The organism is Actinoplanes sp. CA-131856, from assembly GCF_050956135.1.
In the GTDB taxonomy this organism is placed as follows: Bacteria; Actinomycetota; Actinomycetes; order Mycobacteriales; family Micromonosporaceae; genus Actinoplanes.
Window position 1 is genome coordinate 922,244 of the sequence record NZ_CP191849.1, and the last position, 24,297, is coordinate 946,540.

23 protein-coding genes and 1 pseudogene are annotated in these 24,297 nt (G+C 70.9%); 22 read left to right on the plus strand and 2 right to left on the minus strand.

Annotation, left to right across the window (positions count from 1 at the left end; genetic code table 11):
- The first annotated feature begins 132 nt into the window (after positions 1-132).
- The 8 genes and pseudogenes from mfd to ACQP2X_RS04490 all read left to right on the plus strand — a co-directional run bounded on the left by mfd (position 133) and on the right by ACQP2X_RS04490 (position 10,969).
- Positions 133-3,729: a transcription-repair coupling factor gene (gene mfd, locus ACQP2X_RS04455; protein ID WP_498694516.1), complete on the plus strand. Its 3,597-nt coding sequence runs from the start codon at positions 133-135 to the stop codon at positions 3,727-3,729.
- 56 nt (positions 3,730-3,785) lie between these two features.
- A complete protein-coding gene (locus ACQP2X_RS04460) occupies positions 3,786-4,511 on the plus strand; it encodes a hypothetical protein (RefSeq protein ID WP_498694517.1) in 726 nt (241 codons plus the stop codon).
- A 20-nt stretch (positions 4,512-4,531) separates the two neighbouring features.
- Positions 4,532-4,693: pseudogene (locus ACQP2X_RS04465) on the plus strand (nucleoside triphosphate pyrophosphohydrolase); the annotation flags it as partial.
- Between the two features lie 747 nt (positions 4,694-5,440).
- Positions 5,441-6,199 (plus strand): nucleoside triphosphate pyrophosphohydrolase, encoded by a 759-nt coding sequence (locus ACQP2X_RS04470; protein WP_498700812.1) that lies wholly within the window; start codon positions 5,441-5,443, stop codon positions 6,197-6,199.
- 10 nt (positions 6,200-6,209) lie between these two features.
- Complete coding sequence (locus ACQP2X_RS04475) at positions 6,210-7,826, plus strand: DUF885 domain-containing protein (protein WP_498694519.1); 1,617 nt, start codon at positions 6,210-6,212, stop codon at positions 7,824-7,826.
- A gap of 132 nt (positions 7,827-7,958) precedes the next feature.
- Positions 7,959-8,435 carry a hypothetical protein gene (locus tag ACQP2X_RS04480; protein WP_498694521.1) on the plus strand — a complete coding sequence of 159 codons (477 nt, stop codon included), beginning with the start codon at positions 7,959-7,961 and terminating at the stop codon, positions 8,433-8,435.
- Positions 8,436-8,514: 79 nt separating this feature from the next.
- Positions 8,515-9,771, plus strand: a complete 1,257-nt coding sequence (locus ACQP2X_RS04485) for an RICIN domain-containing protein (protein WP_498694523.1) — start codon at positions 8,515-8,517, stop codon at positions 9,769-9,771.
- A gap of 70 nt (positions 9,772-9,841) precedes the next feature.
- A complete protein-coding gene (locus ACQP2X_RS04490) occupies positions 9,842-10,969 on the plus strand; it encodes a serine hydrolase domain-containing protein (RefSeq protein ID WP_498694525.1) in 1,128 nt (375 codons plus the stop codon).
- Between the two features lie 256 nt (positions 10,970-11,225).
- On the opposite strand, the gene ACQP2X_RS04495 is transcribed toward ACQP2X_RS04490, so the two are convergent.
- Both ACQP2X_RS04495 and ACQP2X_RS04500 read right to left on the minus strand, forming a co-directional pair.
- A complete protein-coding gene (locus tag ACQP2X_RS04495) occupies positions 11,226-11,882 on the minus strand; it encodes a hypothetical protein (protein WP_498694526.1) in 657 nt (218 codons plus the stop codon).
- A gap of 38 nt (positions 11,883-11,920) precedes the next feature.
- Entirely contained in the window at positions 11,921-12,541 is a 621-nt protein-coding gene (locus ACQP2X_RS04500; RefSeq protein WP_498694527.1) for a PilZ domain-containing protein, read from the minus strand.
- A 155-nt stretch (positions 12,542-12,696) separates the two neighbouring features.
- Between ACQP2X_RS04500 and eno the strand changes: the two genes are divergently transcribed.
- The 14 genes from eno (at position 12,697) to ACQP2X_RS04570 (ending at position 24,296) form a co-directional block, all read left to right on the plus strand.
- Positions 12,697-13,980: a phosphopyruvate hydratase gene (gene eno, locus ACQP2X_RS04505; RefSeq protein WP_498694528.1), complete on the plus strand. Its 1,284-nt coding sequence runs from the start codon at positions 12,697-12,699 to the stop codon at positions 13,978-13,980.
- An 89-nt stretch (positions 13,981-14,069) separates the two neighbouring features.
- Positions 14,070-14,618 (plus strand): FtsB family cell division protein, encoded by a 549-nt coding sequence (locus tag ACQP2X_RS04510; RefSeq protein ID WP_498694530.1) that lies wholly within the window; start codon positions 14,070-14,072, stop codon positions 14,616-14,618.
- Between the two features lie 2 nt (positions 14,619-14,620).
- Positions 14,621-15,106 (plus strand): DUF501 domain-containing protein, encoded by a 486-nt coding sequence (locus tag ACQP2X_RS04515; protein WP_498694532.1) that lies wholly within the window; start codon positions 14,621-14,623, stop codon positions 15,104-15,106.
- A gap of 1 nt (position 15,107) precedes the next feature.
- A complete protein-coding gene (locus tag ACQP2X_RS04520; RefSeq protein WP_498694533.1) occupies positions 15,108-15,602 on the plus strand; it encodes an amino-acid N-acetyltransferase in 495 nt (164 codons plus the stop codon).
- Complete coding sequence (locus ACQP2X_RS04525) at positions 15,599-16,507, plus strand: Ppx/GppA phosphatase family protein (protein ID WP_498694534.1); 909 nt, start codon at positions 15,599-15,601, stop codon at positions 16,505-16,507. Before ACQP2X_RS04520 ends, ACQP2X_RS04525 begins: the two co-directional genes overlap by 4 nt.
- A complete protein-coding gene (gene nadE, locus ACQP2X_RS04530; RefSeq protein WP_498694535.1) occupies positions 16,504-17,328 on the plus strand; it encodes an NAD(+) synthase in 825 nt (274 codons plus the stop codon). The genes ACQP2X_RS04525 and nadE overlap by 4 nt, the downstream gene beginning before the upstream one ends.
- Positions 17,329-17,361: 33 nt before the next feature.
- Positions 17,362-17,691 (plus strand): PadR family transcriptional regulator, encoded by a 330-nt coding sequence (locus ACQP2X_RS04535; protein ID WP_498694537.1) that lies wholly within the window; start codon positions 17,362-17,364, stop codon positions 17,689-17,691.
- On the plus strand, positions 17,688-18,746 hold the full coding sequence (locus ACQP2X_RS04540) for an HAAS signaling domain-containing protein (protein WP_498694540.1): 1,059 nt from the start codon (positions 17,688-17,690) through the stop codon (positions 18,744-18,746). The genes ACQP2X_RS04535 and ACQP2X_RS04540 overlap by 4 nt, the downstream gene beginning before the upstream one ends.
- 98 nt (positions 18,747-18,844) lie before the next feature.
- Positions 18,845-19,822 (plus strand): LppU/SCO3897 family protein, encoded by a 978-nt coding sequence (locus ACQP2X_RS04545; RefSeq protein WP_498694541.1) that lies wholly within the window; start codon positions 18,845-18,847, stop codon positions 19,820-19,822.
- Between the two features lie 84 nt (positions 19,823-19,906).
- A complete protein-coding gene (locus ACQP2X_RS04550; RefSeq protein ID WP_498694543.1) occupies positions 19,907-20,644 on the plus strand; it encodes a uracil-DNA glycosylase in 738 nt (245 codons plus the stop codon).
- A 10-nt stretch (positions 20,645-20,654) separates the two neighbouring features.
- A complete protein-coding gene (locus ACQP2X_RS04555) occupies positions 20,655-21,356 on the plus strand; it encodes a DUF4129 domain-containing protein (protein WP_498694545.1) in 702 nt (233 codons plus the stop codon).
- The gene (locus ACQP2X_RS04560) at positions 21,353-21,940 is read left to right on the plus strand and encodes a hypothetical protein (RefSeq protein ID WP_498694546.1); all 588 of its coding nucleotides are present in this window, start codon (positions 21,353-21,355) and stop codon (positions 21,938-21,940) included. Before ACQP2X_RS04555 ends, ACQP2X_RS04560 begins: the two co-directional genes overlap by 4 nt.
- A gap of 14 nt (positions 21,941-21,954) precedes the next feature.
- The gene (locus ACQP2X_RS04565; protein WP_498694548.1) at positions 21,955-22,953 is read left to right on the plus strand and encodes an AAA family ATPase; all 999 of its coding nucleotides are present in this window, start codon (positions 21,955-21,957) and stop codon (positions 22,951-22,953) included.
- On the plus strand, positions 22,953-24,296 hold the full coding sequence (locus tag ACQP2X_RS04570) for a DUF58 domain-containing protein (RefSeq protein ID WP_498694551.1): 1,344 nt from the start codon (positions 22,953-22,955) through the stop codon (positions 24,294-24,296). Before ACQP2X_RS04565 ends, ACQP2X_RS04570 begins: the two co-directional genes overlap by 1 nt.
- Position 24,297 lies beyond the last annotated feature (1 nt).

Here is a 24,297-nt window from a genome sequence, read left to right on the forward strand (position 1 = left end):
GGTTGCGCCTGATATAGACGTTTATGTCGGACATATTGTGCGGCGGCTAAATGTCGGAGGGCCGGACTAGACTTGCCGTCGTACCCCCGCCCCCTCCGGGCGTTTGGGGTTTTTCGACGTGGGGTTTTCGTCATGCAGCTTTCCGGTCTGATCCCGGCCGCCCTCCGCGATCGGGGCCTCGCGCGCGCCCGCGACCTGGCGCGCAAGGGCTTCGTCGACTCCGATTCGCTAGATCTGACCGCGCCCGCCTCGCTGCGGCCGTTCCTGGTCGCCACCGTGGCCGGCAGCGCCTCCCGCCCCGTTCTGGCCGTCACCGCCACCAGCCGCGAGGCCGACGACCTGGCCGACGCGCTCGGCTGCCTGCTCCCGGCCGACCGGGTCGTGGTCTACCCGTCCTGGGAGACGTTGCCGCACGAGCGGCTCTCCCCGCGCTCCGACACCGTCGGCCGCCGCCTGGCCGTGCTGCGCCGGCTGGCCCACCCCGCGGCCGGCGAGGAGATCCAGGTCGTGGTCGCGCCCGTCCGCTCGGTCCTCCAGCCGCAGCTCAAGGGCCTGGGCGACCTCGAGCCGGTCGAGCTGACCACCGGGGGCGAGGCCGAGCTCGAGGGCGTCGCCCGCCGGCTCACCGACATGGCGTACGCCCGGGTCGACCTGGTGACCAAGCGCGGCGAGTTCGCCGTCCGGGGCGGCATCCTCGACGTCTTCCCGCCCACCGACGAGCACCCGTCGCGTGTCGAGTTCTGGGGTGATGAGGTCGAGGAGATCCGCACCTTCGCGGTGGCCGACCAGCGCACGATCGACCCGGTCTCCTCGCTGTGGGCGCCGCCCTGTCGCGAGCTGCTGTTGACGCCCGATGTCCGCGCTCGTGCCGCCGCTCTGGCCGCTGATCACCCCGAGCTCGGGGAGATTCTGGACAAATTGGCCGAAGGCATTCCGGTGGAAGGCATGGAGTCGCTGGCGCCGGCCCTGCTCGACGGCACCGACAGCATGGAGCTGCTGCTCGACTGCATGCCGGCCGACACCCACGTGTTGCTCTGCGATCCGGAGCGCATCCGCACGAGGGCCCACGACCTCACCCGTACGTCAGCGGAATTTCTCGAAGCCTCCTGGGCCGCGGCCGCCGTGGGTGGTCAGGCGCCGATCGACGTCGGCGCCGCCGCTTTCAAAACCCTTGCCGACGTACGGGCCCACGCCGCGACCCTGCGCCAGCCCTGGTGGACGGTGTCGCCGTTCGGCCTGGTCGAGTCCGAGTCCCCGGCTGAAGATCAACCCTGGCTGGAGACCCCCGTGGTCGAGGTCGCGCCCGACGCCGGTGACGCGATCGCGCTGGCCGCCCAGCCCGTGCCGCTCTACCACGGCGACACCGCCAAGCTCGCGGCCGATCTGCACGACTGGGCCGCCGCCGGCTGGGCCATCGCGCTGGTCTTCGAGGGTCACGGCACCGCCCAGCGGGCCACCGAGGTGCTGCGCGACGCCGGCCTCGGCGTCACACCGGTCGAGTCGCTCGAGGAGCCGATCGAGCCCGGCCAGCTGATCGTCACCTGCGGCGGGCTCAACCACGGCTTCATCGACGAGGCCTCGCAGCTCGCGGTCATCACCGGCAACGACATCACCGGCGGTCGCGGCGCGTCCACGAAGGACATGCGCAAGATGCCGTCGCGGCGGCGCAACACGATCGACCCGCTCGAGCTCAAGCCGGGCGACTTCGTGGTGCACGAGCAGCACGGCATCGGGCGGTACGTCGAGCTGGTGCAGCGCACGGTCAACGGCGCCGACCGCGAATACATCGTGCTCGAATACGCCGCGTCCAAGCGGGGCCAGCCCGGCGACCGGCTCTACGTGCCGACCGACCAGCTCGACCAGCTCTCGCGCTACGTCGGTGGCGAGTCGCCGGCGTTGCACAAGATGGGCGGCGCCGACTGGCAGAAGAGCAAGGCCCGCGCCCGCAAGGCGGTCAAGGAGATCGCGGCCCAGCTCATCCAGCTCTACGCGGCCCGGCAGGCCTCCAAGGGCCACTCGTTCGGCCCCGACACGCCCTGGCAGCGCGAGCTGGAAGACGCGTTCCCCTATCAGGAGACCCCCGACCAGCTGGCCGCCATCTCCGAGGTCAAGCACGACATGGAGCTGTCGGTCCCGATGGACCGCCTGATCTGCGGCGACGTCGGATACGGCAAGACCGAGATCGCCGTGCGGGCCGCCTTCAAGGCGGTGCAGGACGGCAAGCAGGTGGCCGTGCTGGTGCCGACCACGCTGCTGGCCCAGCAGCACTACAACACGTTCACCGAGCGCATGTCCCAGTTCCCGCTCGCCATCAAGCAGCTGTCCCGCTTCCAGACGCCGACCGAGGCCCGGCTGACCCTCGAAGAGGCGGCGAACGGCACCGCAGACATCGTGATCGGCACCCACCGGCTGCTGGCCAACTCGACCAAGTTCAAAAACCTCGGCCTGATCATCGTGGACGAGGAGCAGCGCTTCGGCGTCGAGCACAAGGAGCAGCTCAAGGCCCTGCGCGCCTCGGTCGACGTGCTGACCATGTCGGCCACGCCGATCCCGCGCACCCTGGAGATGGCGATCACCGGCATCCGCGAGATGTCGACCATCGCCACCCCGCCCGAGGAGCGCCACCCGGTGCTCACCTTCGTCGGCGCCCACGACGAGAAGCAGGTGGCGGCGGCCGTGCACCGCGAGTTGCTCCGCGACGGCCAGGTCTTCTATCTGCACAACCGGGTCGAGTCGATCGACAAGGCGGCCCGCAAGCTGCGCGAGCTGGTCCCCGAGGCGCGGGTCGCGGTGGCGCACGGGCAGATGAGCGAGGAGCAGCTCGAAAAGGTGATGGTCGGCTTCTGGGAGAAGGAGTTCGACGTCCTGGTCTGCACCACGATCGTCGAGTCCGGCATCGACATCCCGAACGCCAACACGCTGATCGTCGAGCGGGCCGACCTGCTCGGCCTGGCCCAGCTCCACCAGATCAGGGGCCGGGTCGGCCGGGGCCGCGAGCGGGCGTACGCCTACTTCCTCTACCCGGGCGAGAAGCCGCTCACCGAGCAGGCCCACGAGCGCCTGGCCACCATCGCCCAGCACACGGAGCTCGGCGCCGGCATGTACGTGGCGATGAAGGACCTGGAGATCCGCGGCGCCGGCAACCTGCTCGGCGGCGAGCAGTCCGGCCACATCGAGGGCGTCGGTTTCGACCTTTACGTGCGGATGGTCGGCGAGGCGGTGCAGGCCTTCAAGGGCGAGCGCCCCGAGGAGGAGCCCGAGGTCAAGATCGACCTGCCGGTCGACGCCCACCTGCCGGTCGACTACATCTCGGTCGAGCGCCTGCGCCTGGAGATGTACCGCAAGCTGGCCGAGGCCCGCGACGAGGAGAAGCTGCGCGAGGTCGTGGCCGAGATGACCGACCGCTACGGCGAGCCGCCGGCCCAGGTGGCCAACCTGATCGCGGTGGCCCGGTTCCGTCAGAGGGCCCGGCAGTACGGCCTCACGGACGTCTCGATGCAGGGCAAGCACATCCGCTTCTCGCCGCTGCCGCTGCCCGACTCGAAGCAGATGCGCCTGAAGCGCTACCACCCCGACTCGGTCTACAAGTCGGCCAACGACCAGGTCAGCGTCCCCCGCCCGAGCACCCGCCGCCTGGGCGGCGAGCCGCTGCGCGACCAGGCCCTGCTGGAGTGGTGCGCCCAGCTCCTGACCGACGTGCTGGGCGAGGTGGCGAAGGCCTCAGTTTGACGGGTCGCGGCGGGGCGGGTGACGTGGGTCATAACCCTCGTGAGAGAGTCATGGCCATGCAGCGTGCCCGCCGTGTCGCATCCATGGTCGTCGTCGCCTCCCTGACCGTGGCCGGACTGTCCGCCTGCCGCAGCGAGCCCTCGGTGGCCGCTTATGTGGGCGACTCCGGCCGCATCACCGAGAAGCGTGTCCAGCAGATCTACGACGACGCCCGGACGGCCCTGACCGACGCCGGGGCCAAGGGCGCCGTGCCGATCTCGCGCGGCGACATCGTGCGGACGCTGGTCAGCGCCGACGTGATGAGCCAGGTGGCGAAAAACGAGAACGTCACCCTGCCGACGAACCTGCCGCTGGGCGACTACGCGACCCAGCTGAAGCTGCCGGAAAAGGCGGAGTACGTGCGGCTCTACGCCGAGTCGGACGCGCTGATCCGCCTGCTCCGCGAGCGGGCCGGCTCGGCGTCGGCCCGCCCCAGCGACGACGACCTGCGCACGGTCTACGACACGCTGCGCGCGGCCGGCGAGGTCGACCCGGCGATGACGTTCGAGCAGTTCAAGACCCAGCTGCCGGCCGAGAACCAGCAGCTGGTGTCCACATCGGCCGCGGTGCGCAACGAGGTGGCCTCGGCCGCGACCGACCTTCGCATCAAGGTGAACCCGCGCTACCAGCCGCTCCAGATCTCGGTCCTCGACTTCCAGACCCAGAACGGCGAGCTGCGCCCCCTGGTCACGGTCCCGCTGGGCGCCGCCGACGCCGGTGCCCCCGTGATCGAGGTGTCCTGACCCCTGGCAGAGTTGGCGGCATGACCGCTCGGATCATCCTGCTCGTCACGTCACCCCGCCTGCCGGCGGGCCTACTGACGGCCGCCGCCTGGGACACGATCCGCGCCCACCCCGTCTTCACCGCCGCCGATTCCCCACAGGCAGCAGCCTTAAGGGCGAGCGGCGTCCCGGTAACGGTCATCGACCCCAGCCCGGAGACGCTGCTCGCCACCCTCGACATCCCCTCCGCGCCGGCCGCCGCCTTCATCTCCTCGGCCGCCGCCCCGACCAGCCCGCCCACCTTCTTGGGCGTCCCCGCCACCCCCAGCTCCACCTCTGCGGCCGCCGCCCCTTCTTCCGCGCCCGAGGTCACCCCTCCTTCCATGGGCGGGGCCTCCGCTCCTTCATCTGCGGCCGCCCCTTCTTCCGCGGGCGGGGCCTCTGCTTCTCTCTCTGCGGCCGCCACCCCTTCTTCCGCGCCCGAGCTCACCCCTCCTTCTGCGGGCGGGGCCTCTGCTCCTTCTTCTGCGGCCGCCGTTCCTTCTTCCGCGGGCGGGGCCTCCGCTTCTTCTTCTGCGGCCGCCGTCCCTTCTTCCGCGGGCGGGGCCCCTGCTTCTCTCTCTGCGGCCGCCGCCCCCTCTTCCGTGGCCGAGGTCGCCCCTTCTTCCGCGGGCGAGGCCTCCGCTCCTTCCTCTGCGGTTGAGGTTGGCCCTTCTTCCGCCGCCCCTTCTTCCGCAGGCGAGGTTGGCCCTTCTTCCGCCGCCCTTTCCTCCGTGGCCGAGGTCGCTCCTTCTTCTGCGGACGCGGCCTCCGCTGCTTCTTCCGCGGGCGTGGCCTCGGCTCGTTCCTCCGCGGACGCGGCCTCGGCTCCTTCCTCCGCGGACGCAGCCTCAGCTCCTTCTTCCCCCGACGCGACCTCCTCCCTCTCTTCCTCTTCGGACATTTCCGGAATGCCGGATCTGGAGCGAGCTGTCGTCTGGCTTGCGGGGCCCGACGGGGACGAGAGCTTCGCCCGGTCGCTCGGTCTACGGCTCGCGCGTGAACCGGGGCTTGCCGAACTTGAGCTGATGTATGGCTCCTGGGACCCGCCCGGCGCCCGCCTCCTTGACGCGGTGGCGGTGATGGATCAGCTCGTTTCGCCCGGCGGCGATCCCTGGAAGCGTCAGCAGAACCATCAGACCCTCGCGACCTACCTTCTCGAAGAGGCGTACGAGGCGTACGACACGATCGAGGCCGGGGACACCGATGCGCTGCGGGAGGAGCTTGGCGACGTACTGCTGCAAATTCTTTTGCATGCGCGCCTGGCCGAGGAGCATCCCGAGGATGAGCGCTGGAGCATCGACGATGTCGCGGGTGGCTTCGTCGAGAAGATGATCCGCCGAAATCCGCATGTGTTCGCCGGTGAGGCTGTGGCCGACATCGAAGAGATCACCGCGAACTGGGAACGCATCAAAAAAGCCGAAAAATCCCGACAATCGGTGTTGGACGGCGTGGCTCTTTCTCAGCCGGCACTCGCGTTGACGGCCAAGATTCTTTCCCGTACGCGGCGCGCGGGCCTCGACGTGCCTCTGCCCACCGGGGACGACGTCGGATCGCGGCTGCTCCGCCTCGTCGCCGAGTCGCCCGACGCCGAACACTTGCTGCGCCAGGCCGCACTCGCCTACGCCGACGCGGTGCGGACCCAGGAAAATGTCCGACCCCCCGAGTAAGTTTCACCGCATGCCGGAGTTCGTACCGCTAGCCGAGCGCATCGTCGACGCCATCCTCGAGTCCGAGCCCGGGCTCGCCACCGAGACGGGCGACCACCGTTTCGACGACCGCATGCCCGACCTCTCGCCGGGGGCCGTCACCGCCAAGGTCGCCATGCTGCGCGACGCCGCCGACGCCCTCTCCGGTGTCGACGCCGACGGTCTCGAGCCCGAGGAGCAGGTCGACCACGCGATCCTCGCCGCCATCGTCGAGCGGGGCCTGTTCGAGGCCACCGACGTCCGCGAGCACGAGTGGAACCCACTGCACCACAACCCCGGCCCCCTGCTCCACGCTCTTCTCTCGCGCCAGTTCGCCCCGGCCGAGGAGCGCCTCACCAGCCTGGCCGGTCGCCTGGCCGCCATCCCCGACGCCCTGGCCACCGCCCGTGCCGTCCTGCGCGACGTTCCTCGCGTCCACGCCGAGACCGCTGTCGGCCAGTTCGCCGGCACCGCCGGGCTGATCCGTGACGAGCTGCCGCTCCTGCTGGAGCAGGAGCCCGGCATGGCCGCCACCGTCGAGCCGGCCGCCGCCACCGCCCTGGCCGCGCTGTCCGAGTTCGACGGGTGGCTCCGCGCCCGCCTCGACGGCAACGAGCCCGGCCGCGACCCCCGTTTGGGCCGCCGCCTGTGGGAGGCCCGGCTCTGGCACACGCTCGACACCGAGCTTCCCGCGGCCGAGGTCCTGTCCCGCGCCCGCGAAAACCTGGCCCGCGTCGGCGAGCAGCTCCGCCAGGCCTCGGCCGAGCTGGTCGGCGGCCCGGCCACCGACGAGACCGTCCGCCGCGCCCTCGACACCCTGGCCGCGCAACATCCGGCCGACGACACGATCGTCGGCCTGGCCCGCGTGACCATGGAGGAGGCCACCGAGTTCGTCCGCAAACACGACGTGCTCACCCTGCTCGACGACCCGCTGGTCATCGAGGAGATGCCCGAGTTCGCCCGCGGGGTGGCCGTGGCCTATTGCGACCCGCCCGGCCCGCTCGAGACCGCCGAGGTCCCCACCTTCTACTGCATCTCGCCCACCCCGGCCGACTGGCCGGCCGAGCGCGTCGAGTCGTTCTACCGCGAGTACAACGACCACATGATCAGGGATCTCACGGTCCACGAGGCCATGCCCGGTCATTTCCTCCAGCTGGCCCACGCCCGCCGCTTCCGCGCCGCCACCCGGGTCCGCTCGATGGGCTGGTCGGGCCCGTTCGTCGAGGGCTGGGCCGTCTACGCCGAGGAGCTCATGGCCGGCCTGGGCTTCGGTGGCCTGCCGGTCCGCTTGCAGCAGTTGAAGATGCAGCTCCGCATGAGCCTGAACGCCATCATCGACCAGCTGGTCCACTGTGAAGATCTGCCGCAGTCCGAGGCCATGGCCCTGCTGACCGGCCCCGGTTTCCAGGAGGAGGGCGAGGCCGCCGGCAAGTGGCGCCGCGCCCTGCTCACGTCCACCCAGCTCTCCACGTACTTCGTCGGCTACACCGAGGTGTCCGCCCTGGCCGCCGCCCGCCCGTTCGGCGCCACCCCCAAGGCCTGGCATGACGCCATGCTGGCCCACGGTTCCCCGCCTCCCCGCCACTTGCGTAGCCTGCTCGGCGTCTGACCCGCCGATGGGTCGTCTCCTCTCCGGCTGCGCGGCCGGGGAGGAGCCCCGGCCCTCGCGCATCACGCAGACCCCGGCCGCCAAGGGCGAGTTCCGCGCGGCTCGGCGGCGACTCCAGTCGGCCCCGCCTCCGTGCGGCTCACCGCGTCCGGCGCGCACGATCCGAAGGCGCACAAGCTCACGCGTGCGGTCAGCCTTTCGGGCGGCCGTCCGGGCCAGTCGATCGTCATCGGCGCCGACACCTACAGCCGGGTCGATGGCGAGGGGTCGTGGATCCACGCCGACATCGACACGGTCACCAGCGGCGTCCTGCTCATGCAGTCCGATGTGGACGATTCGAATAGCCTGGCCCGGTTCGCCGAGAACGTCACTCTTATCGAGCGCGCCGGCCCGCATGCCTACAAGGGCTTTTTCCGCTGGGTGGATTTCACGGCCACGACCGACGTCCGCGGCGCCATCACGTCGATCGGCATCGCGGTCGAGGCGAAGGAGAGGCGCGCACCGTCCGGTCGACCACCAGGTTCACCGCCCACGGCGCGCCGGTGTCGATCGCCAAGCCGGCGACGGTCGAGGGCGCGGCTTCTGGAAATTAGATTAACTATTCCTTGAATCAACCTCTGTCGATGCTTCAGGATGGGTGCCAGCGGCGCCGCTTCCCCGACCGTCCTCATCCCCCGAGGTACCTGACATGAGTCTGCTCAGACGTGTCCTCATCGCACTTTTGGCGGCCGCCGCCGTGCTCGTCGTGCCCACCGCTGCCCGTGCCGCCGCGCCGTTCAAGGTGCTCGCGTTCTACAACGGGACGTGGGACGCCGCGCACATCGACTTCGACAAGGAAGCGCGGGAGTGGTTCCCCCAGGCCGGCGCCCAGAACGGCTTCACCTGGGAGGCCACCACCGACTGGAGCCGGCTCAGCGCGACCGGCCTGGCCGGCTACAAGGTGATCATGTTCCTGGACGACGCTCCGCCGGCCGATCGGCGGGCCGCCTTCCAGCAGTACATGCAGAACGGCGGGGCCTGGCTCGGCTTCCACGTCAGCGCCTTCACCACCGACGCCAACAGCTGGAGCTGGTACTACAACACTTTCCTCGGCTCCGGGAACTTCGCCACCAACACCTGGGGCCCGACCGCCGAGACGCTGCGGCTCGGCACCCATCCGACCACCTCGGCCCTGCCCGCCACCATCCCGTCGTCGGTCAGCGAGTGGTACTCGTGGAGCCGTGACCTGCGCCAGAACCCCGACATCGACATCCTGGCCTCGATCGACGCCTCCAGTTTCCCGGTCGGCACCGACCCGAACCAGCAGTGGCGCTCCGGCTACTACCCGCTGATCTGGTCGAACCGGAACTACAAGATGATCTACACGAACTTCGGGCACAACGGCATGAACTACGAGACCAACACGCGTACGTCATCGACCTTTGCCAGTCCTCAGCAGAACCGTTGGCTCATCGACAGCATCCTGTGGCTGGCCGGCGAGAGCGGCGGCGGCGAACCTCCGGCCGAGCAGCCCATCGACCCCACCGCCTGGTATCCGGTCGTCAGCAAGAACAGCGCCAAGTGCGTCGACGCCCGGTCCGCCGGCACGGTCAACGGCACAGCGATTCAGCAGTACGCCTGCAACTCGAGCACGGCGCAGCAATATCAGTTCACGCCCACCGACAGCGGCTACGTCCGCATCGCCAATCGCGGCAACGCCGCCCAGGTTCTCGACGTGACCAATGTGTCCACAGCCGACAATGCCAAGATTCAGACCTGGGCGTACGGCGGGGGAGCGAACCAGCAGTGGCAGCCGGTCAGCGAGGGCGGCGGTTACTACCACTTCGTGAACCGCAACAGCGGCAAGTGCCTGGACGTCCCCGCTGCCTCGACGGCTGACAGCGTTCAGCTGGTCCAGTACGCCTGCAACGGCACCGCCGCCCAGAGTTTCCGCCTGACGAGGTAGACGTAACTCCACCCCGCATCGGGGGGTTCACCGGCTAGGGACGCATCGAGAACCTTCGTACCGTCAGGTCATGCGAAAACGCCTTACGCAGTGGGGTGTCGCCACCACTCTGGTGGCGACACTGGCCGCCGGGGCCGCCGCCCCGGCCGCCGCCGCGACGAGAGACCACCGGCTTCAGCACGCCGCCGACGATCTGCACAGGCTCGGCATCACGGGGGTGCAGGCCCTGAGCAGAGTCGGCGGCGACACCGACCGGGCCCGCGCCGGCGACGCGCCGGCCGAGGGCTACTTCCGGATGGGCAGCAACACCAAGACCTTCACCGCCGTGGTCGTGCTTCAGCTGGCCGCCGAGCGCCGGCTGTCGCTCGACGACACGGTCGAGCGGTGGCTGCCCGGCGTCGTCTCCGGCAACGGCAACGACGGCCGGCGCATCACGATCCGCCAGCTGTTGCAGCACACGAGCGGCCTGTTCAACTACACCAACGATCTGGACGGCCTGGATTCGTACGAGGGATATCTGGCCCATCGCCTCGACCACTACGACCTGGCCGATCTGGCCGCCCTGGCCATGAAGCACGAGCCGGTCTTCGCCCCCGGCACGAGCTGGGACTACTCGAACACCAACTACATCCTGGCCGGCATGGTCATCGAGAAGGCCACCGGCCGCACGTGGTCGTCGGAGGTCGAGCGCCGCATCATCCGCCCGCTCGGCCTGAAGCACACGTCGTACCCCGGCGACCGCGCCACCCTGCCCACCCCGCACGCCAAGGCGTACCAGCAGTGGACCCCCGGCGGCCCCCTGTACGACACGACGATCCTCAACCCGACCGTCGCCGCCTCGGCCGGCGGCCTGATCACCACGCCGTCCGACCTGGCCCGCTTCTGGCAGGCCCTGCAACAGGGCCGCTTGCTGCCCCCGCGCCAGATGACCGAGATGCACCGCACGGTTCCGGCCGAGACGTGGCAGGACGGCACCCGCTACGGCCTGGGCATCGAGTTCGTCCCCAACCGCTGCGGCGGATACTGGGCCCACGGCGGCGACGTCCCCGGCTCCCACACCGCCAACGCCGTGAGCCCGAACGGCAGCCGGGTGGTGGTCCTGTCGATGACCACCCAGCCCGCCTCCGACGAGACGATCAACGCGGTCCAGAGCCGCACCACCCGCCTCACGGACGACGTGATCTGCGGCCCGCGCTAGCCGAGCAGTCCGGGGCGCCGGCCGAGACCGGCGCCCCGGACGACAAGCTGCCCATGGGCCGCCTCCACCCTCTCCTCTTCCGCGCCGGAGGCGGCCAAGGCGAGGCTGTGCCGTCGCGGAACGAACCGCGCGGGCGAACGACGGCCGCGACTGCGGGCTTGCCGGAAAGGACGGGCCGCCCGACCGGAGCAGCGGTCCTGAAGGACATGGGGCGCAGGTCTGGATCAGCACCTCGCGTTCGCGCGGCGGCGCAGGCTCAGCCGGCGACGAGCTTGGCCTTGGGTGGCACGGCGAAGGCGGCGTCGTCAGTGTCGTCGGTCAGGGAGGTCATGGTGATGTCGGCCGGCTTGCCGGCGATGGTGGCGGTGAAGCTGGCCAGGGCGCCCTCGTTCGTCACGCACAGGTCGAAGGCGCTGGCCGGAGTGCCGGAGACCTCTTTCAGAGAGAGGCACGTGGCGTGGCGGCCGGCGATCGTCGTATCGCGCTGGGTGGAGACGACCTCGGGGTCGAGGGCGGCCGTGGTCAGCATCGATCGCGCGGCCTCGGGTGTCACCAGCGCCCCGGTCAGGGCCGCGGCCGCGGTCGGGTCGGGCGCCGACCTCGTGCAGGAAACGCCCTGGCATCTGATCGTGGCCGTCGGGGTGACGATGAGGCGGCCGCCCGGATAGACGTACGACGACCGCGAAGGCTCCTGGGTGATCGTCGCCGTGTCGCCGCCGTCCAGATGGTAGGTCGCCGTGTAGGTCAGCGCGTCGCCGGCGGCGAGCTGGGCGGCCGTCTCGGAGATCAGGTCGTCGCGGGTGGGCCCGGCCGCGCTCGCCTCGTCGAGGCCGCCGCACGCGGCCGTGCCGAGCAGCAGCGCGCCGGCGGTGAGCGCGGCGGCGACGGCGGTAAGGCGCGGAACAACAGGCACGACTGACACCTTGGCCTACGCGCGCAACCCGCCGCAAATTAGTATTGGCGGCGGGCCCGCAACTGGGCCTGGAGGATGTAGCGGCGGAGAATTTTCGCCTGATGCTCGTCGATTTCGGGGAAAACCGCCACCATCTCCACGTGGAGCGGCCCCCGGGACGGCACCTGCTGGCGCAGCGAGCTGACCTTGGTGGCCTCGGCCGGGAACTCCACGATCTCGTCGTCGAGCTGGATGCGGAGCGTGACCGGATCGCCCGGACGGACCGTGACGTCGGTGAAGCGGGCCCGCACCGAGTGTTCGCTCAGGTCGTGCACCTGGCCCGGCGCCGCCTCCTGACCCGGCAGGAGCAGCACGATCGGCTCCCCGCCGCCGCCGCGGACGTAATCGCGGCTCTGCTCGATGGCCGGATCGCCCGAGAAACGCACGTCCACCCGGTTCCCGTCGATCGCCACCACGTGCGCCACCAGCGCGTAGCGACCGCGCGGAGCCGCCGCCCAGCGCAGCGTGACCGTCGAGTTGGCCGGCGGGAGGTCGGCCGCCGCCAGGGACAGCGTGATCACCGTCCCCGAGGCCTGCACGACGCGGACTTCGGGCATGGTCTCGCCGAAGGAGGTCATCTCCACGTACGACCCGTCGGCGGGAAGCAGGGGTGCGCTCATAGTGCCGGTGTCATCGGCAGGCCGGGCGGTGACCTTAGAGTTTTCACCGACCGCGCGTACGCCCGCCACCCGGGCTCGATACGCTCATTGTCGTGGTCGGCCGCAGGGTCGCGGTCGGTGAACGGCAGCGTTACACAAAGGGAGCGACACGACACATGGCCACCATTGAAGCGATCGTCGCCCGCGAGATCCTGGACTCCCGGGGCAACCCGACCGTCGAGGTCGAGGTCGGGCTCGACGACGGCACGGTCGGCCGCGCCGCGGTCCCCTCGGGTGCCTCCACGGGCGCGTTCGAGGCGATCGAGCTGCGCGACGGCGACAAGGGCCGCTACCTCGGCAAGGGTGTCGAGAAGGCCGTCGCCAACGTCGAAGACAAGATCGCCGACGAGCTCCTCGGCTACGAGGCGAGCGAGCAGCGGCTGATCGACCAGAAGATGCTCGACCTGGACGGCACGGCCGACAAGTCGGAGCTGGGCGCGAACGCCATCCTCGGCGTGTCGCTGGCGGTGGCCAAGGCGGCCGCGCTGAGCGCCGAGCTCCCGCTGTTCCGCTACGTCGGCGGGCCCAACGCGGCCGTCCTGCCGGTGCCGATGATGAACATCCTCAACGGCGGCGCCCACGCCGACTCGAACGTCGACGTGCAGGAATTCATGATCGCGCCGATCGGGGCGCCCACGTTCCGCGAGGCGCTGCGCACCGGCGCCGAGGTCTACCACGCGCTGAAGTCGGTGCTGAAGAAGAAGGGCCTCTCGACCGGCCTGGGCGACGAGGGCGGCTTCGCGCCGAGCCTGCCGTCCAACGCGTCCGCGCTCGACCTGATCGCCGAGGCCGTGCAGGCCGCCGGCTTCGCCCTGGGCACCGACATCGTGCTGGCCATGGACGTCGCGGCGACCGAGTTCTACAAGGACGGGTCGTACGTCTTCGAGGGCAACCCGAAGTCGACCGACGAGATGATCGCGTACTACTCCAAGCTGGCCGCCGACTACCCGATCGTCTCGATCGAGGACCCGCTGTCCGAGGAGGACTGGGCCGGCTGGAGCGCGATGACCTCGGAGCTCGGCGGCAAGATCCAGATCGTCGGCGACGACCTGTTCGTCACCAACCCGACCCGCATCGGCCGGGGCATCGCCGAGGGCGCGGCCAACTCGGTCCTCGTCAAGGTCAACCAGATCGGCTCGCTCACCGAGACGCTCGACGCGGTCGACCTGGCCCACCGGGCCGGTTTCACCACCATGATGAGCCACCGCTCGGGCGAGACCGAGGACACCACGATCGCCGACCTGGCCGTCGCGGTGGGCAGCGGCCAGATCAAGACCGGCGCGCCGGCCCGTTCCGACCGCGTCGCGAAGTACAACCAGCTCCTGCGCATCGAGGAGCAGCTCGAGGGCGCGGCCCGGTACGCCGGTGCGGGCGCTTTCCCGCGTTACCGCACGGCGTGACGAGCGCCCGCTAGATCATGGAGTTGTGGCGCTCGCTTTCCGGGGCATAGGTTTCCGGGAGCGGGCGCCATGACGAGCGGGGGAGCAGGGTGACGACACAGCGACGAGCACCGAGCGGTCAGGGCCCGGCCCGCCGCCCCGGTTCGGCGCGCGTGCGGACCACCGGCTCCACCCGCATCCAGCGCAACCGGCCCTCGGCGTCCCGCCGCACGGTCACGGTCAGCCGGGGCACCACGAAACGGACGGCGGCGCCGCGCCCGCGCGCGCTCACCGGCCGGGCCACCGTGCTGATCATCGTGTTGATCGCGCTGGCCCTGGCGTACACCTATCCCTTGCGGGTCTATCTCGCGCAGCGGTCGCAGATCGAGCAGCTCGAAGCCGACCAGGCCACCCAGCGCGAAAAGATCGCACAGACGTCGCAAGAGCTCCAGAAATGGAACGACCCGGAATATGTGCGGGCCCAGGCCCGGGAAAAGCTGTTCTATGTACGCCCGGGGGAGACTCCCCTGCTCGTGCTGAACGACCCGGCCGGCGCAGCCGCCGAGGCCGGGCAGAAAGATCCGGCGGCCGCTTCCGGCCCCTGGTACGACACCATGTGGAACAGCGTTCGAGCCGCTGACGCGGAGTCTTCTGAATAACCATGCAGGACGATCTCGATATTGTTGAGGCCCAGCTGGGCCGCCGTCCGAGGGGCACCCGTGCCATCGCGCACCGCTGCCCGTGCGGAAATCCCGACGTCGTGGAGACGTCGCCCCGTCTCGAGGACGGCACCCCCTTCCCCACGCTCTACTACCTGACCTGCCCGCACGCCACGGCCGCGTGCAGCCGGCTCGAGTCGGCCGGTGTCATGCGCGACATGCAGGAGCGCCTGTCGACCGACCCCGAGCTGGCCGAGCAGTACCGGAAGGCGACCGAGGACTACCTGACCCGCCGCACGGCGATCGAGGACGTGCCGGAGATCGCCCACGTGGCCGCCGGCGGCATGCCCGATCGGGTGAAATGCCTGCATGTGCATCTCGGGCACGCACTGGCCGTGGGCCGGGGCATCAACCCGTTCGGTGACGAGGTGCGCGACGCGGTGGAGCCGTGGTGGGCCGACGGGCCCTGTGTGCGCAAGGATTCCTAGCGTGGAGATCCGTCGCGCCAGGACCAAGGACGTGCGGGCCATCCGCGACCTCGTCGACACCTACACGACCGACCGCCGGCTGCTGAGCAAGGCGACAGTCACCCTGTACGAGTCGGTGCAGGAGTTCTGGGTCGCCGTCGACGACCGCGACCGGGTGTACGGCTGCGGCGCCCTGCACGTCATGTGGGAAGACCTGGCCGAGATCCGCACGGTCGCGGTCGATCCGGCGGCCCGGGGCCAGAAGATCGGCCGCCGGATCGTGGAGCAGCTGCTCGAGGTGGCCCGCGAGGTCGGCGTGGCCCGCGTCTTCTGCCTCACGTTCGAGACCCGGTTCTTCGGCTCGTTCGGGTTCACCGAGATCGACGGCGCGCCCGTGCCGCACGCCGTTTACGAGCAACTGCTGCGGTCGTACGACGAAGGTGTGGCCGAATTCCTCGACCTGGAACGGGTCAAACCCAACACGTTGGGAAACACGAGAATGCTTCTGCACCTATGAGGGTCGCGGCGATCGACTGCGGCACGAACAGCATCCGCCTGCTCGTCGCGGACGTGACCGGCGGCGGCCTGACCGACGTCACGCGCCAGATGGAGATCGTGCGGCTCGGCGAGGGCGTCGACCGGACGGGACGACTGTCGGACGCGGCCATCGCCCGTACTCGCAAAGCTCTTGTGGGTTTCGCCGAGGAGATCGCCGCACACGATGTGGCGAAGGTGCGCATGTGTGCCACCTCGGCCTCGCGGGACGCCGACAACGCGCAGGACTTCCGCGACATGGTCCGCGGCGTGCTCGGCGTCGACCCCGAGGTGATCACCGGCGACGAGGAGGCGCGGCTGTCGTTCGCCGGCGCCGTGGCCGGGCTGTCCGCTCAACCGCCCTATCTGATCGTCGACATCGGCGGCGGCTCGACCGAGTTCGTCACGGGCAGTACGGACGTCGACCACGCCATCTCGATGGACATCGGCTGCGTCCGGATGACGGAGCGTCACCTGCACGGCGATCCGCCGACCGCCGCCGAGATCGGCGCGGCCGAGCGGGACATCCGGGCCGCGGTCGACATCGCGCTCGCCGCGGTGCCCGGAAAAGAGGCGAAGACGCTGGTCGGGCTAGCCGGGACGGTCACGACCGTCGTTGCTCTCGCTGAGGGCCTTCCCTCGTACGACCCCACGCGCATCCACCACGCGAAGGTGACCTACGAGCAGGTCGCCGCTGTCACCTCCGAGGTCCTGGCCATGTCCGTGGCCGAGCGCCGGTCACTGCCCGTGATGCATCCGGGCCGGGCCGACGTGATCGGCGGAGGCGCGCTGATCCTGCGGATCATCATGGAACGCGCCGGGCAGAGCTCGGTGATCGCCTCCGAACACGACATTCTCGACGGGATCGCCTACAAACTGGTGGGATGACCAACCTTCGACAGCAGATCGTCGCCGAGCTCGGCGTCAAGCCGTCCATCGACGCGGCGGCCGAGATCCGGCAGCGGATCGATTTCCTCAAGGACTACCTGCGGTCGACACCGGCCAAGGGTTTCGTCCTCGGCGTCAGCGGCGGCCAGGACAGCACCCTGGCCGGCAAGCTGTGCCAGACGGCCGCGACCGAGCTGCGGGCCGAGGGTCACGACGCGACGTTCGTGGCCGTCCGGCTCCCGTACGGCGTGCAGGCCGACGAGGACGACGCGCAGATCGCGCTGCGCTTCATCGAGCCCGACCGGTCGATCGCGGTGAACGTCAAGCCCAGCTCGGACGCGGTGGCGGCCGAGGCGTCGCTGGGCCTGGGCGAGCCGCTGCGCGACTTCGTCCGCGGCAACATCAAGGCCCGCGAGCGCATGGTCATCCAATATTCGGTCGCCGGCCAGCTGAACATGCTGGTCGTCGGCACCGACCACGCGGCCGAGGCGGTGACCGGGTTCTTCACCAAGTTCGGCGACGGGGGAGTGGACATCACGCCGCTGACCGGCCTGACGAAGCGCCAGGGCGCGCTGCTGTTGGAACACCTCGGTGCTCCGGCCTCGTGCTGGCAGAAGGTTCCGACGGCCGACCTCGAGGACGACCGCCCGGCGCTGCCCGACGAGGAGGCGCTCGGCGTCACATACTCCGAGATCGACAACTACCTCGAAGGTCTGGACGTCTCTCCCAAGGCTGCCGCGCGGGTCGAGTCGCTCTTCCTGGCGACCCGCCACAAGCGAACGGTTCCGGTGACGCCGCTCGATACGTGGTGGCGTTCTTGACGGTACTTCGCAGTGCACAGTACTGTGCACCGCGTGGATACCACCCAGCTCCTCAAGGGCGTGCTGGATCTGGCCGTCCTCGCCGCGCTGCGCGACGAGGACGGCTACGGCTACGACATTCTGCGCAGGCTCCGGGCGGCCGGCCTCGACGACGTCGGTGACGCCTCGGTCTACGGCACGCTGCGCCGACTGTTCGCGGCCGGCTTCCTGACCACCTATGTCGTGCCCAGCGACGAGGGCCCCCACCGCAAGTACTACGGCCTGAACCCGGCCGGCCGGGCCGAGCTGGAGCGGTCGGCCAAGACCTGGAACGGTTTCGCATCCACCATGGACGATCTTCTTCGCGAGCGGGGGACGGCGTGAACATCACGGCGCAGGACGAGATTGCCGACTACGTGGCCGCGGTCCGGGAGGCGCTGGCCGACCTGCCCGACGCGACCCGCGACGAGCTGCTGGAAGATCTGCCGGAGCACTTGGCCGAGGTCCGGGCCGAGGGCTCGGGCACGCTGGTCGAGCGGCTGGGCACCCCGGCGGCGTACGCGGCGGAGCTGCGCGCCACGGCCGGCTTCGTCGGCGGCTTCCCCGACCCGCCGCGCGGCAAGTGGGTGACCCCGGCCGAGATCAGGGCCAAGGTGCAGCCGGTCCTCGACCGGGCCGACGTGAAGGTCGGCCCGGTGATCGGCTACGCCAAGGCCAGCGAGTTCCTGGTGCTGCTGCGCCCGGCCTGGTGGGTGCTCCGCGGCTACCTGGTGGCGATGGCCCTGGCCATGATCCTCGACGACAGCTCGGGCAACCCCGGCCTGCTGCCCCGCGTGGGCGGCAGCGACGTGATCGCGCTCGTCCTGCTGGCGGTCTGCGTCGCGGGCTCGATCCTGCTGGGCAAGAGGGGCGTCCAGCTGTCGCAGTGGCCGCGGTGGGCCCTCTATTCGGGGACGACCGTCCTGGTGATTTTCGGCCTGGCCGGCTTCACGACGGCCGACAACAACGTGCGGCAGCCCGGCTTCAGCGACGTGGGCAGCTATCAGGAGAGCACCATCGACGACACGATCAACGACCTTTTCGTGTACGACGAGGACGGCACCCTGGTGAAGAACGCGCGCGTCTTCGACCAGAACGGCAACCCCCTCCAGTTCGGCGGCGGCTACTGCACCGACCCGAACACCGGCGAGACCTGGCACACCCGCAACCTGGGCTACCCGTACTGCCCGCAGGACGCCCCGTTCGGCCCGACGCCCTCAGCCGATCCCCGCCCGACCCCGTCGAGCTCCGTCCTCGACAGCGGCGAGCCGTCCCCCGGCCCCGCCGCCACCGGGCCGTCGGCCACCACCACCTCGCAGCCGACGGCCGGCGCGGGGCCGGCCGCTGCCTCCTCGGCCCCGTCCGGCGCACCGTCCCCGAGCAGCACGGGCGGCCGATAAAAGCTGGGTAACGGGGTCGCGTCCGGGTCCGGCCGATCGTTAGGGTCCCTCTGCGATCGGTCGACCCCCTCGACCGGCCCCTCGAAAGGAACCACCCAGTGAGCAACCCCGTCCCGCCGTTCGGCGGCGACTACCCGCCGCCCGGCCAGGGCCAGCCCGGCGGCGCCCAGCTCGGCTACCCGCCCGCGGGTCAGGGCCAGCCCGGCTTCCCGCCGCCGGCCCAGAACCACCCCGGCTTCCCGCCGGCAGCTCAGAACCAGCCCGGCGCCGCACCGGCCCCCGGCTACGCCGCCACGGGCCAGCCCGCCTACACCCCCGACGGCACCCAGCCCGGCCCGGCCCAGCCCGGCTTCCCGCCGCCCGGCGCCCAGCCCGGCCAGGCCCAGCCGGGTTATCCGCCGGCCGGCGCCCAGCCCGGCCAGGCCCAGCCCGGTTTCCCGCCCGCCGGTGCTCAGCCCGGTTACCCGCCGGCTGGCGCCCAGCCCGGTTTCCCGCCCGCCGGCGCCCAGCCCGGTTACCCGCCGGCCGGTGCTCAGCCCGGTTTCCCGCCGGCCGGTGCTCAGCCCGGTTTCCCGCCGGCCGGTGCTCAGCCCGGATTCCCGCCGGCCGGTGCTCAACCCGGATTCCCGCCGCCCAACGCCGGTGGCTTCCCGCCGCCGAACAGCGGTGAGGCCCCGCCGAACTACGTGGCCTTCCCGGCCGAGAAGAAGAGCGGCGCCGGCAAGGTGATCCTCCGCATCGTCGGCGCGATCGTCGTGGGCCTCGTCATCGTCGGCCTCAAGGTCGGCGTCCTCTCGGCCCTCTTCGGCGGCGACGACGCCAAGGAGGCCAAGGCCGGCGACTGCATCTCCGCCGACACCGACATCCCCGAGGACAAGACCGAGCGCACCCAGGCCAACGTGGTCGACTGCGCCGACTCCGACGCCGCCTACACGGTGGTGGCCCGGGTCGAGGGCGAGAGCGACCCCAAGTCGACCTCCTGCGACAAGTTCTTCAAGGAGGGCGAGCGCTTCCTCGTCCTGGGCAGCACCAGCGACGGCGGCTACCTCCTCTGCCTGCGCCCCACCAAGGCCTGACCGCTGATCCCGGGGTGCCTGGCGCGAGACTCACGCCGGGCACCCCGGGTGCGGTGGCTTCCCGGCGGGTGCTGTGCTGGGTGGGTGGGTAACGCTCGTACTCGGGAAGATGTTGTCCGGCTGGCGGCGGGGGCCTCGTCTCTCGGCGTGCTGGACGAGGAAGTCTCGGACTGTTTCGCCTGTCCCCGGCTGGTGGCCTGGCGTGAGGAGGTCGCCGCCACCAAGCGGGCGTCCTTCCGGCAGTGGGACTACTGGGGGCGACCGGTTCCCGGTTTCGGCAACGCCGACGCCGAGATCGCCATTCTGGGGCTGGCGCCGGCCGCTCACGGGGGCAACCGCACCGGGCGGATCTTCACCGGGGACCGGTCCGGTGATGTCCTGTTCGCGGCTCTGCACCGGGCGGGGCTGGCCAACCAGCCGACCAGCGTCTCCATCGACGATGGGCTGGCCTTACAGCATTTGCGGATCTTCTCGGCCGTGCGTTGTGCACCTCCGGACAACAAGCCACTTCCCGACGAAAGGGACACCTGCGCGCCCTGGCTCCATCGGGAGCTCAACCTGATCCGCCCGACTCTGCGGGTGGTCGTGGCGCTCGGTGCTTTCGCCTGGCAGGCCTGGTGGCCTGCGATGCGGGCGGTCTACGGGGTGCCGGCGCCGGTGCCCCGGCCCAAGTTCGGGCACGGGGCTCATGTCAGCCTGCCGGGAGTGCCCGAATTGCTGGGGTGCTTCCACGTGTCTCAGCAGAACACGTTCACCGGTAAGCTCACCCCGGCCATGCTGGACGACGTCTTCGCGCGCGCCAAAGAGCTGGCCGGTTTGTGATGGAGACAACGTGGACCTCGCTGCGGTGCGTCGCTGGTGGCCTCTGGCCGCCGTCCTCGTGCTGCTCTTCGTGACCTCGCTCGCCGCCACCCGCAGCGAGGCCCAGCTCGACGAGATCGTCCGTGACGAGCCGCTCGGTGACCAGCCGATCCTGCCCACCACGGTGCCGTCGGCGCAGCAGACCACCCCGCCCGAGCCCGAGCCGGCCCGCGGCCTGCCCGACTGGGTGGGCACGGTCGCCCTGGTCGTCGTCGGGATTATCGCCGCGGTCCTGGTCGGACTGGTCGTCTGGGCGCTGATCCGCGACCGCCGGGCGAAAAAGGGCAAAAATCCGAAAAAGCGGAACCGGAAGAGCGACCAGCCCCGTACGGCCGAGGAGCTCGTGGCCGCCCTGGACGCCGGCCTGGAGGAGCTGTCCGACACCGACCGCGACCCGCGCCGCGCGGTGATCGCCTGCTGGGTACGCCTGGAACAGGCCGCCGCGGCCGCCGGCACCCCGCGTCATCCCGGCGACAGCCCCACCGACCTGGTCGGCCGCCTCCTCAACGAGCAGCAGGTCGACGCGGCCGTCCTCGCCGCCCTGCTCGAGGTCTACCGCCAGGCCCGCTACGCCACCCACACCGTCGACGACCAGATGCGTCACCAGGCCCGCGAGGCCCTGCAACGCCTCCGCGCCGACCTGGGCGCCCCGTCGGAGGTGAGCGCCCGATGACGCCCGACGGCAGCCTGGACGATCTTTTCGGCTACCGCGAGGAGCCGGCCGGTCCGGTCGAGGAGCAGACGCCGGTCGAGAAGCGGCGGTCGCTGCTCTCCTGGATCCTGATCAACCTCGTCGTCGTCACCCTGCTCACCGTCGTCATCGTGGCCGCGCTGCGGTCGTCCGACGTCGACATCTCGGTGGTCTTCGTGGTGACCGCCCTGATCGCGCTCCGCCTGGTCGTCCTCGCCGTCCAGTGGGTCCGTGCCCCGTCGCTGCCGAGGCGCTCCGGAAAGAGCCGCGGCGCCGGCGACCGCTCCGGCCGCGACGCTCTGCGGGCCGCCGTCCGGCGCTGGGAGCAGACCCTCGAAAGGGCGCACGACGACCCCGATCTCTATTCGCGTAACGTTCTGCCGGTGCTGGCCGAGCTCACCGACGAGCGGCTGCGGCTGCGACACGGGATCACCCGTCAATCGGACCCGCGGCGCGCCCGTGAGCTGCTCGGCGATCCGCTCTGGGCGGCGCTGCACGACCGCGGCCGCCGCGCGCCCAAGACGCGCGATCTGGAGAGCTACGTCGATGCGCTGGAGAAACTGTGACGAAGGGTGCCCCGGTGACCGAGACAGGCGTGCAGGCTCTTCCCCCGTACGAGGTGGGCAGACTGGCCAATGCCGTCCTCGACTCGGTCGGCAGCGTCGTGGTCGGCAAGCGTGACTCGCTCGAGCTGGTCCTGGCCGGCATCCTGGCCGGCGGCCACGTCCTCCTGGAGGATCTGCCCGGTCTCGGCAAGACGCTGACCGCCCGCTGTTTCGCCCAGTCGCTGGGCCTCGACTTCCGCCGGCTCCAGTTCACCCCCGACCTGCTTCCGGCCGACGTCACCGGCTCCTTCCTCTACGACCAGCGCAAGGGCGACTTCGCCTTCCGGGCCGGCCCCGTCTTCACCAACATGCTGCTGGCCGACGAGATCAACCGGACGCCGCCGAAGACGCAGGCCGCCCTGCTCGAGGCCATGCAGGAGAAGCAGGTCTCCGTCGAGGGCGTCACCTATCGTCTCGATCCGCCCTTCCACGTGCTCGCCACGGCCAACCCGATCGAATACGAGGGCACCTACCCGCTTCCCGAGGCGCAGCTCGACCGCTTCCTGCTGCGGGTCTCGTTCGGCTATCCGACGGCCGAGGAGGAGTGGGACGTTCTCCAGCGGCGCATGTCCCGCCGGCAGGAGGAGGCTTTCCTGGCGCCCGTCGTCAACTCCGCCACCTTGCAGTCGATGCAGGCCGCGCTGGAGTCGATCACCGTCGAGGACTCGATCGGCCGGTACATCGTCTCCCTGACCGCCGCCACCCGTGAGCACGCCTCCGTGCTGGTCGGTTCGTCGCCGCGTGGCTCGCTCGCCCTTCTGCTGCTGGCCCGGGCCCGGGCCGCCATGGCCGGCCGTGACTTCGTCGTCCCCGAGGACGTCAAGGACGTCGCCGTTCCGGCTCTGGCCCACCGCATCACGCTGCGGCCGGAGATGTGGCTGCGCCGGGTCGACCCGTCGTTCGTGGTCGACGAGGTCCTTCAGGCCACGCCCGCGCCGGCCAGCGGCGCGCTGCCCACATACACCGCCGGCTGATGGGCCCGCGGCTGCGCAGCGCCGTTCCGCCGCCGTCGCCGGCCGACGCGACGGCCGGTCCGGCCTGGGTGCCGACCCGGGCGCTGGGCCGGGCCGTGCTGCTGACCGGCCTGCTGCTGGTGCTCGGGGTCGCGCTCGGCCGCGTCGACCTGGTGCTGCTCGCCGCGCCGTTCGCCATCGGTGCCGCCGTCGGCCTGCGGCGGATGCCGAAGTCGTTCCCCGAGATCACCGTCCAGGCCGACCAGGAATATCTGGTCGAGGGCGGCCAGGTCGAGGCGTCGGTGACGGTCAGCAACCCCGACGAGATCTCGTACGACCTGGTCGTGCTCCGCGTCCGCACCTCGCGCTGGCTGAAGCTGGAGGAGGCCGACCGCCCGTTCGCGATCACCGTGGGCGCCGACGGCTGGGCCGCCGTGGAGTTGAACGGCGAGGCCCTGCGCTGGGGCCGGCAGGATGTCGGCCCGGCCGCCGCGCGCGTCGCCACCTGCGGCGGCCTGCTCGCCTGCCGCCCGGTGATCACGCCCGGCAGCGACGTGCGGGTCTATCCGGTGACCGAGCCGTTCAACGCCATCGAGGCCATGCCGGCCGCCGCCGGTCTGGTCGGCAACCACCGGTCGCGACGGCCCGGCGAGGGTGGCGAGCTGGCCGGGGTGCGCCCGTTCGCGCCGGGGGACCGGTTGCGCCGCATCGACTGGCGCGTCTCCCTGCGTACCCGCGATCTGCATGTCGCCTCGACCCTCTCCGACCGTGACGCCGAGGTCGTCCTCCTGCTCGACGTGCTGGGCGAGGTGGGTCTCTCCGGTGGCGTCGGCGGGAGCGCCTCGGTGCTGGACACGACCGTCCGCGCGTCGGCCGCGATCGCCGAGCACTACCTCCAGCGCGGCGACCGGGTCTCCCTGCTGGAGTACGGCGCCGCCGCCCGCCGCCTGCGCCCGGCCACCGGCCGCCGCCAATATCTGACCGTGCTGGAGTGGCTGCTCGACGTGCGTCCCGATCCGATGGAGGCGCACGAGCACGACTTCGGCGCCCATCACGTCTCCTCGGACGCGCTGGTCATGGTGCTGACCCCGCTGATCGACCCGCGGGCGGCCGACATGCTGGCCTCGCTCGCCCAGTCCGGCCGCTACGTCGTCGCCGTCGACACCCTGCCCGCCGGTGCCGCCCCCGAGGTCCGCGATCAGTGGACCCCGCTGGCCACCCGGTTGTGGCGGATCGAGCGGGAGAACGTGCTGGGCCGCCTGCGCGAGCACGGGGTGCCGGTCGTCTCGTGGGCCGGCGCCGGCAGCCTCGACCTCGTTCTGCGGGACGTGTCCCGCCTCGCCTCGGCGCCCCGGGGGCGATGAC

Bases quoted from the DNA above. Each gene is read 5' to 3' on its own strand.
- mfd (WP_498694516.1), top strand. From the start codon at position 133: ATGCAGCTTTCCGGTCTGATCCCGGCCGCCCTCCGCGATCGGGGCCTC.
- ACQP2X_RS04460 (WP_498694517.1), top strand. From the start codon at position 3,786: ATGCAGCGTGCCCGCCGTGTCGCATCCATGGTCGTCGTCGCCTCCCTG.
- ACQP2X_RS04470 (WP_498700812.1), top strand. From the start codon at position 5,441: ATGCCGGATCTGGAGCGAGCTGTCGTCTGGCTTGCGGGGCCCGACGGG.
- ACQP2X_RS04475 (WP_498694519.1), top strand. From the start codon at position 6,210: ATGCCGGAGTTCGTACCGCTAGCCGAGCGCATCGTCGACGCCATCCTC.
- ACQP2X_RS04485 (WP_498694523.1), top strand. From the start codon at position 8,515: ATGAGTCTGCTCAGACGTGTCCTCATCGCACTTTTGGCGGCCGCCGCC.
- ACQP2X_RS04490 (WP_498694525.1), top strand. From the start codon at position 9,842: ATGCGAAAACGCCTTACGCAGTGGGGTGTCGCCACCACTCTGGTGGCG.
- ACQP2X_RS04500 (WP_498694527.1), bottom strand. From the start codon at position 12,541: ATGAGCGCACCCCTGCTTCCCGCCGACGGGTCGTACGTGGAGATGACC.
- eno (WP_498694528.1), top strand. From the start codon at position 12,697: ATGGCCACCATTGAAGCGATCGTCGCCCGCGAGATCCTGGACTCCCGG.
- ACQP2X_RS04515 (WP_498694532.1), top strand. From the start codon at position 14,621: ATGCAGGACGATCTCGATATTGTTGAGGCCCAGCTGGGCCGCCGTCCG.
- ACQP2X_RS04525 (WP_498694534.1), top strand. From the start codon at position 15,599: ATGAGGGTCGCGGCGATCGACTGCGGCACGAACAGCATCCGCCTGCTC.
- nadE (WP_498694535.1), top strand. From the start codon at position 16,504: ATGACCAACCTTCGACAGCAGATCGTCGCCGAGCTCGGCGTCAAGCCG.
- ACQP2X_RS04560 (WP_498694546.1), top strand. From the start codon at position 21,353: ATGACGCCCGACGGCAGCCTGGACGATCTTTTCGGCTACCGCGAGGAG.
- ACQP2X_RS04570 (WP_498694551.1), top strand. From the start codon at position 22,953: ATGGGCCCGCGGCTGCGCAGCGCCGTTCCGCCGCCGTCGCCGGCCGAC.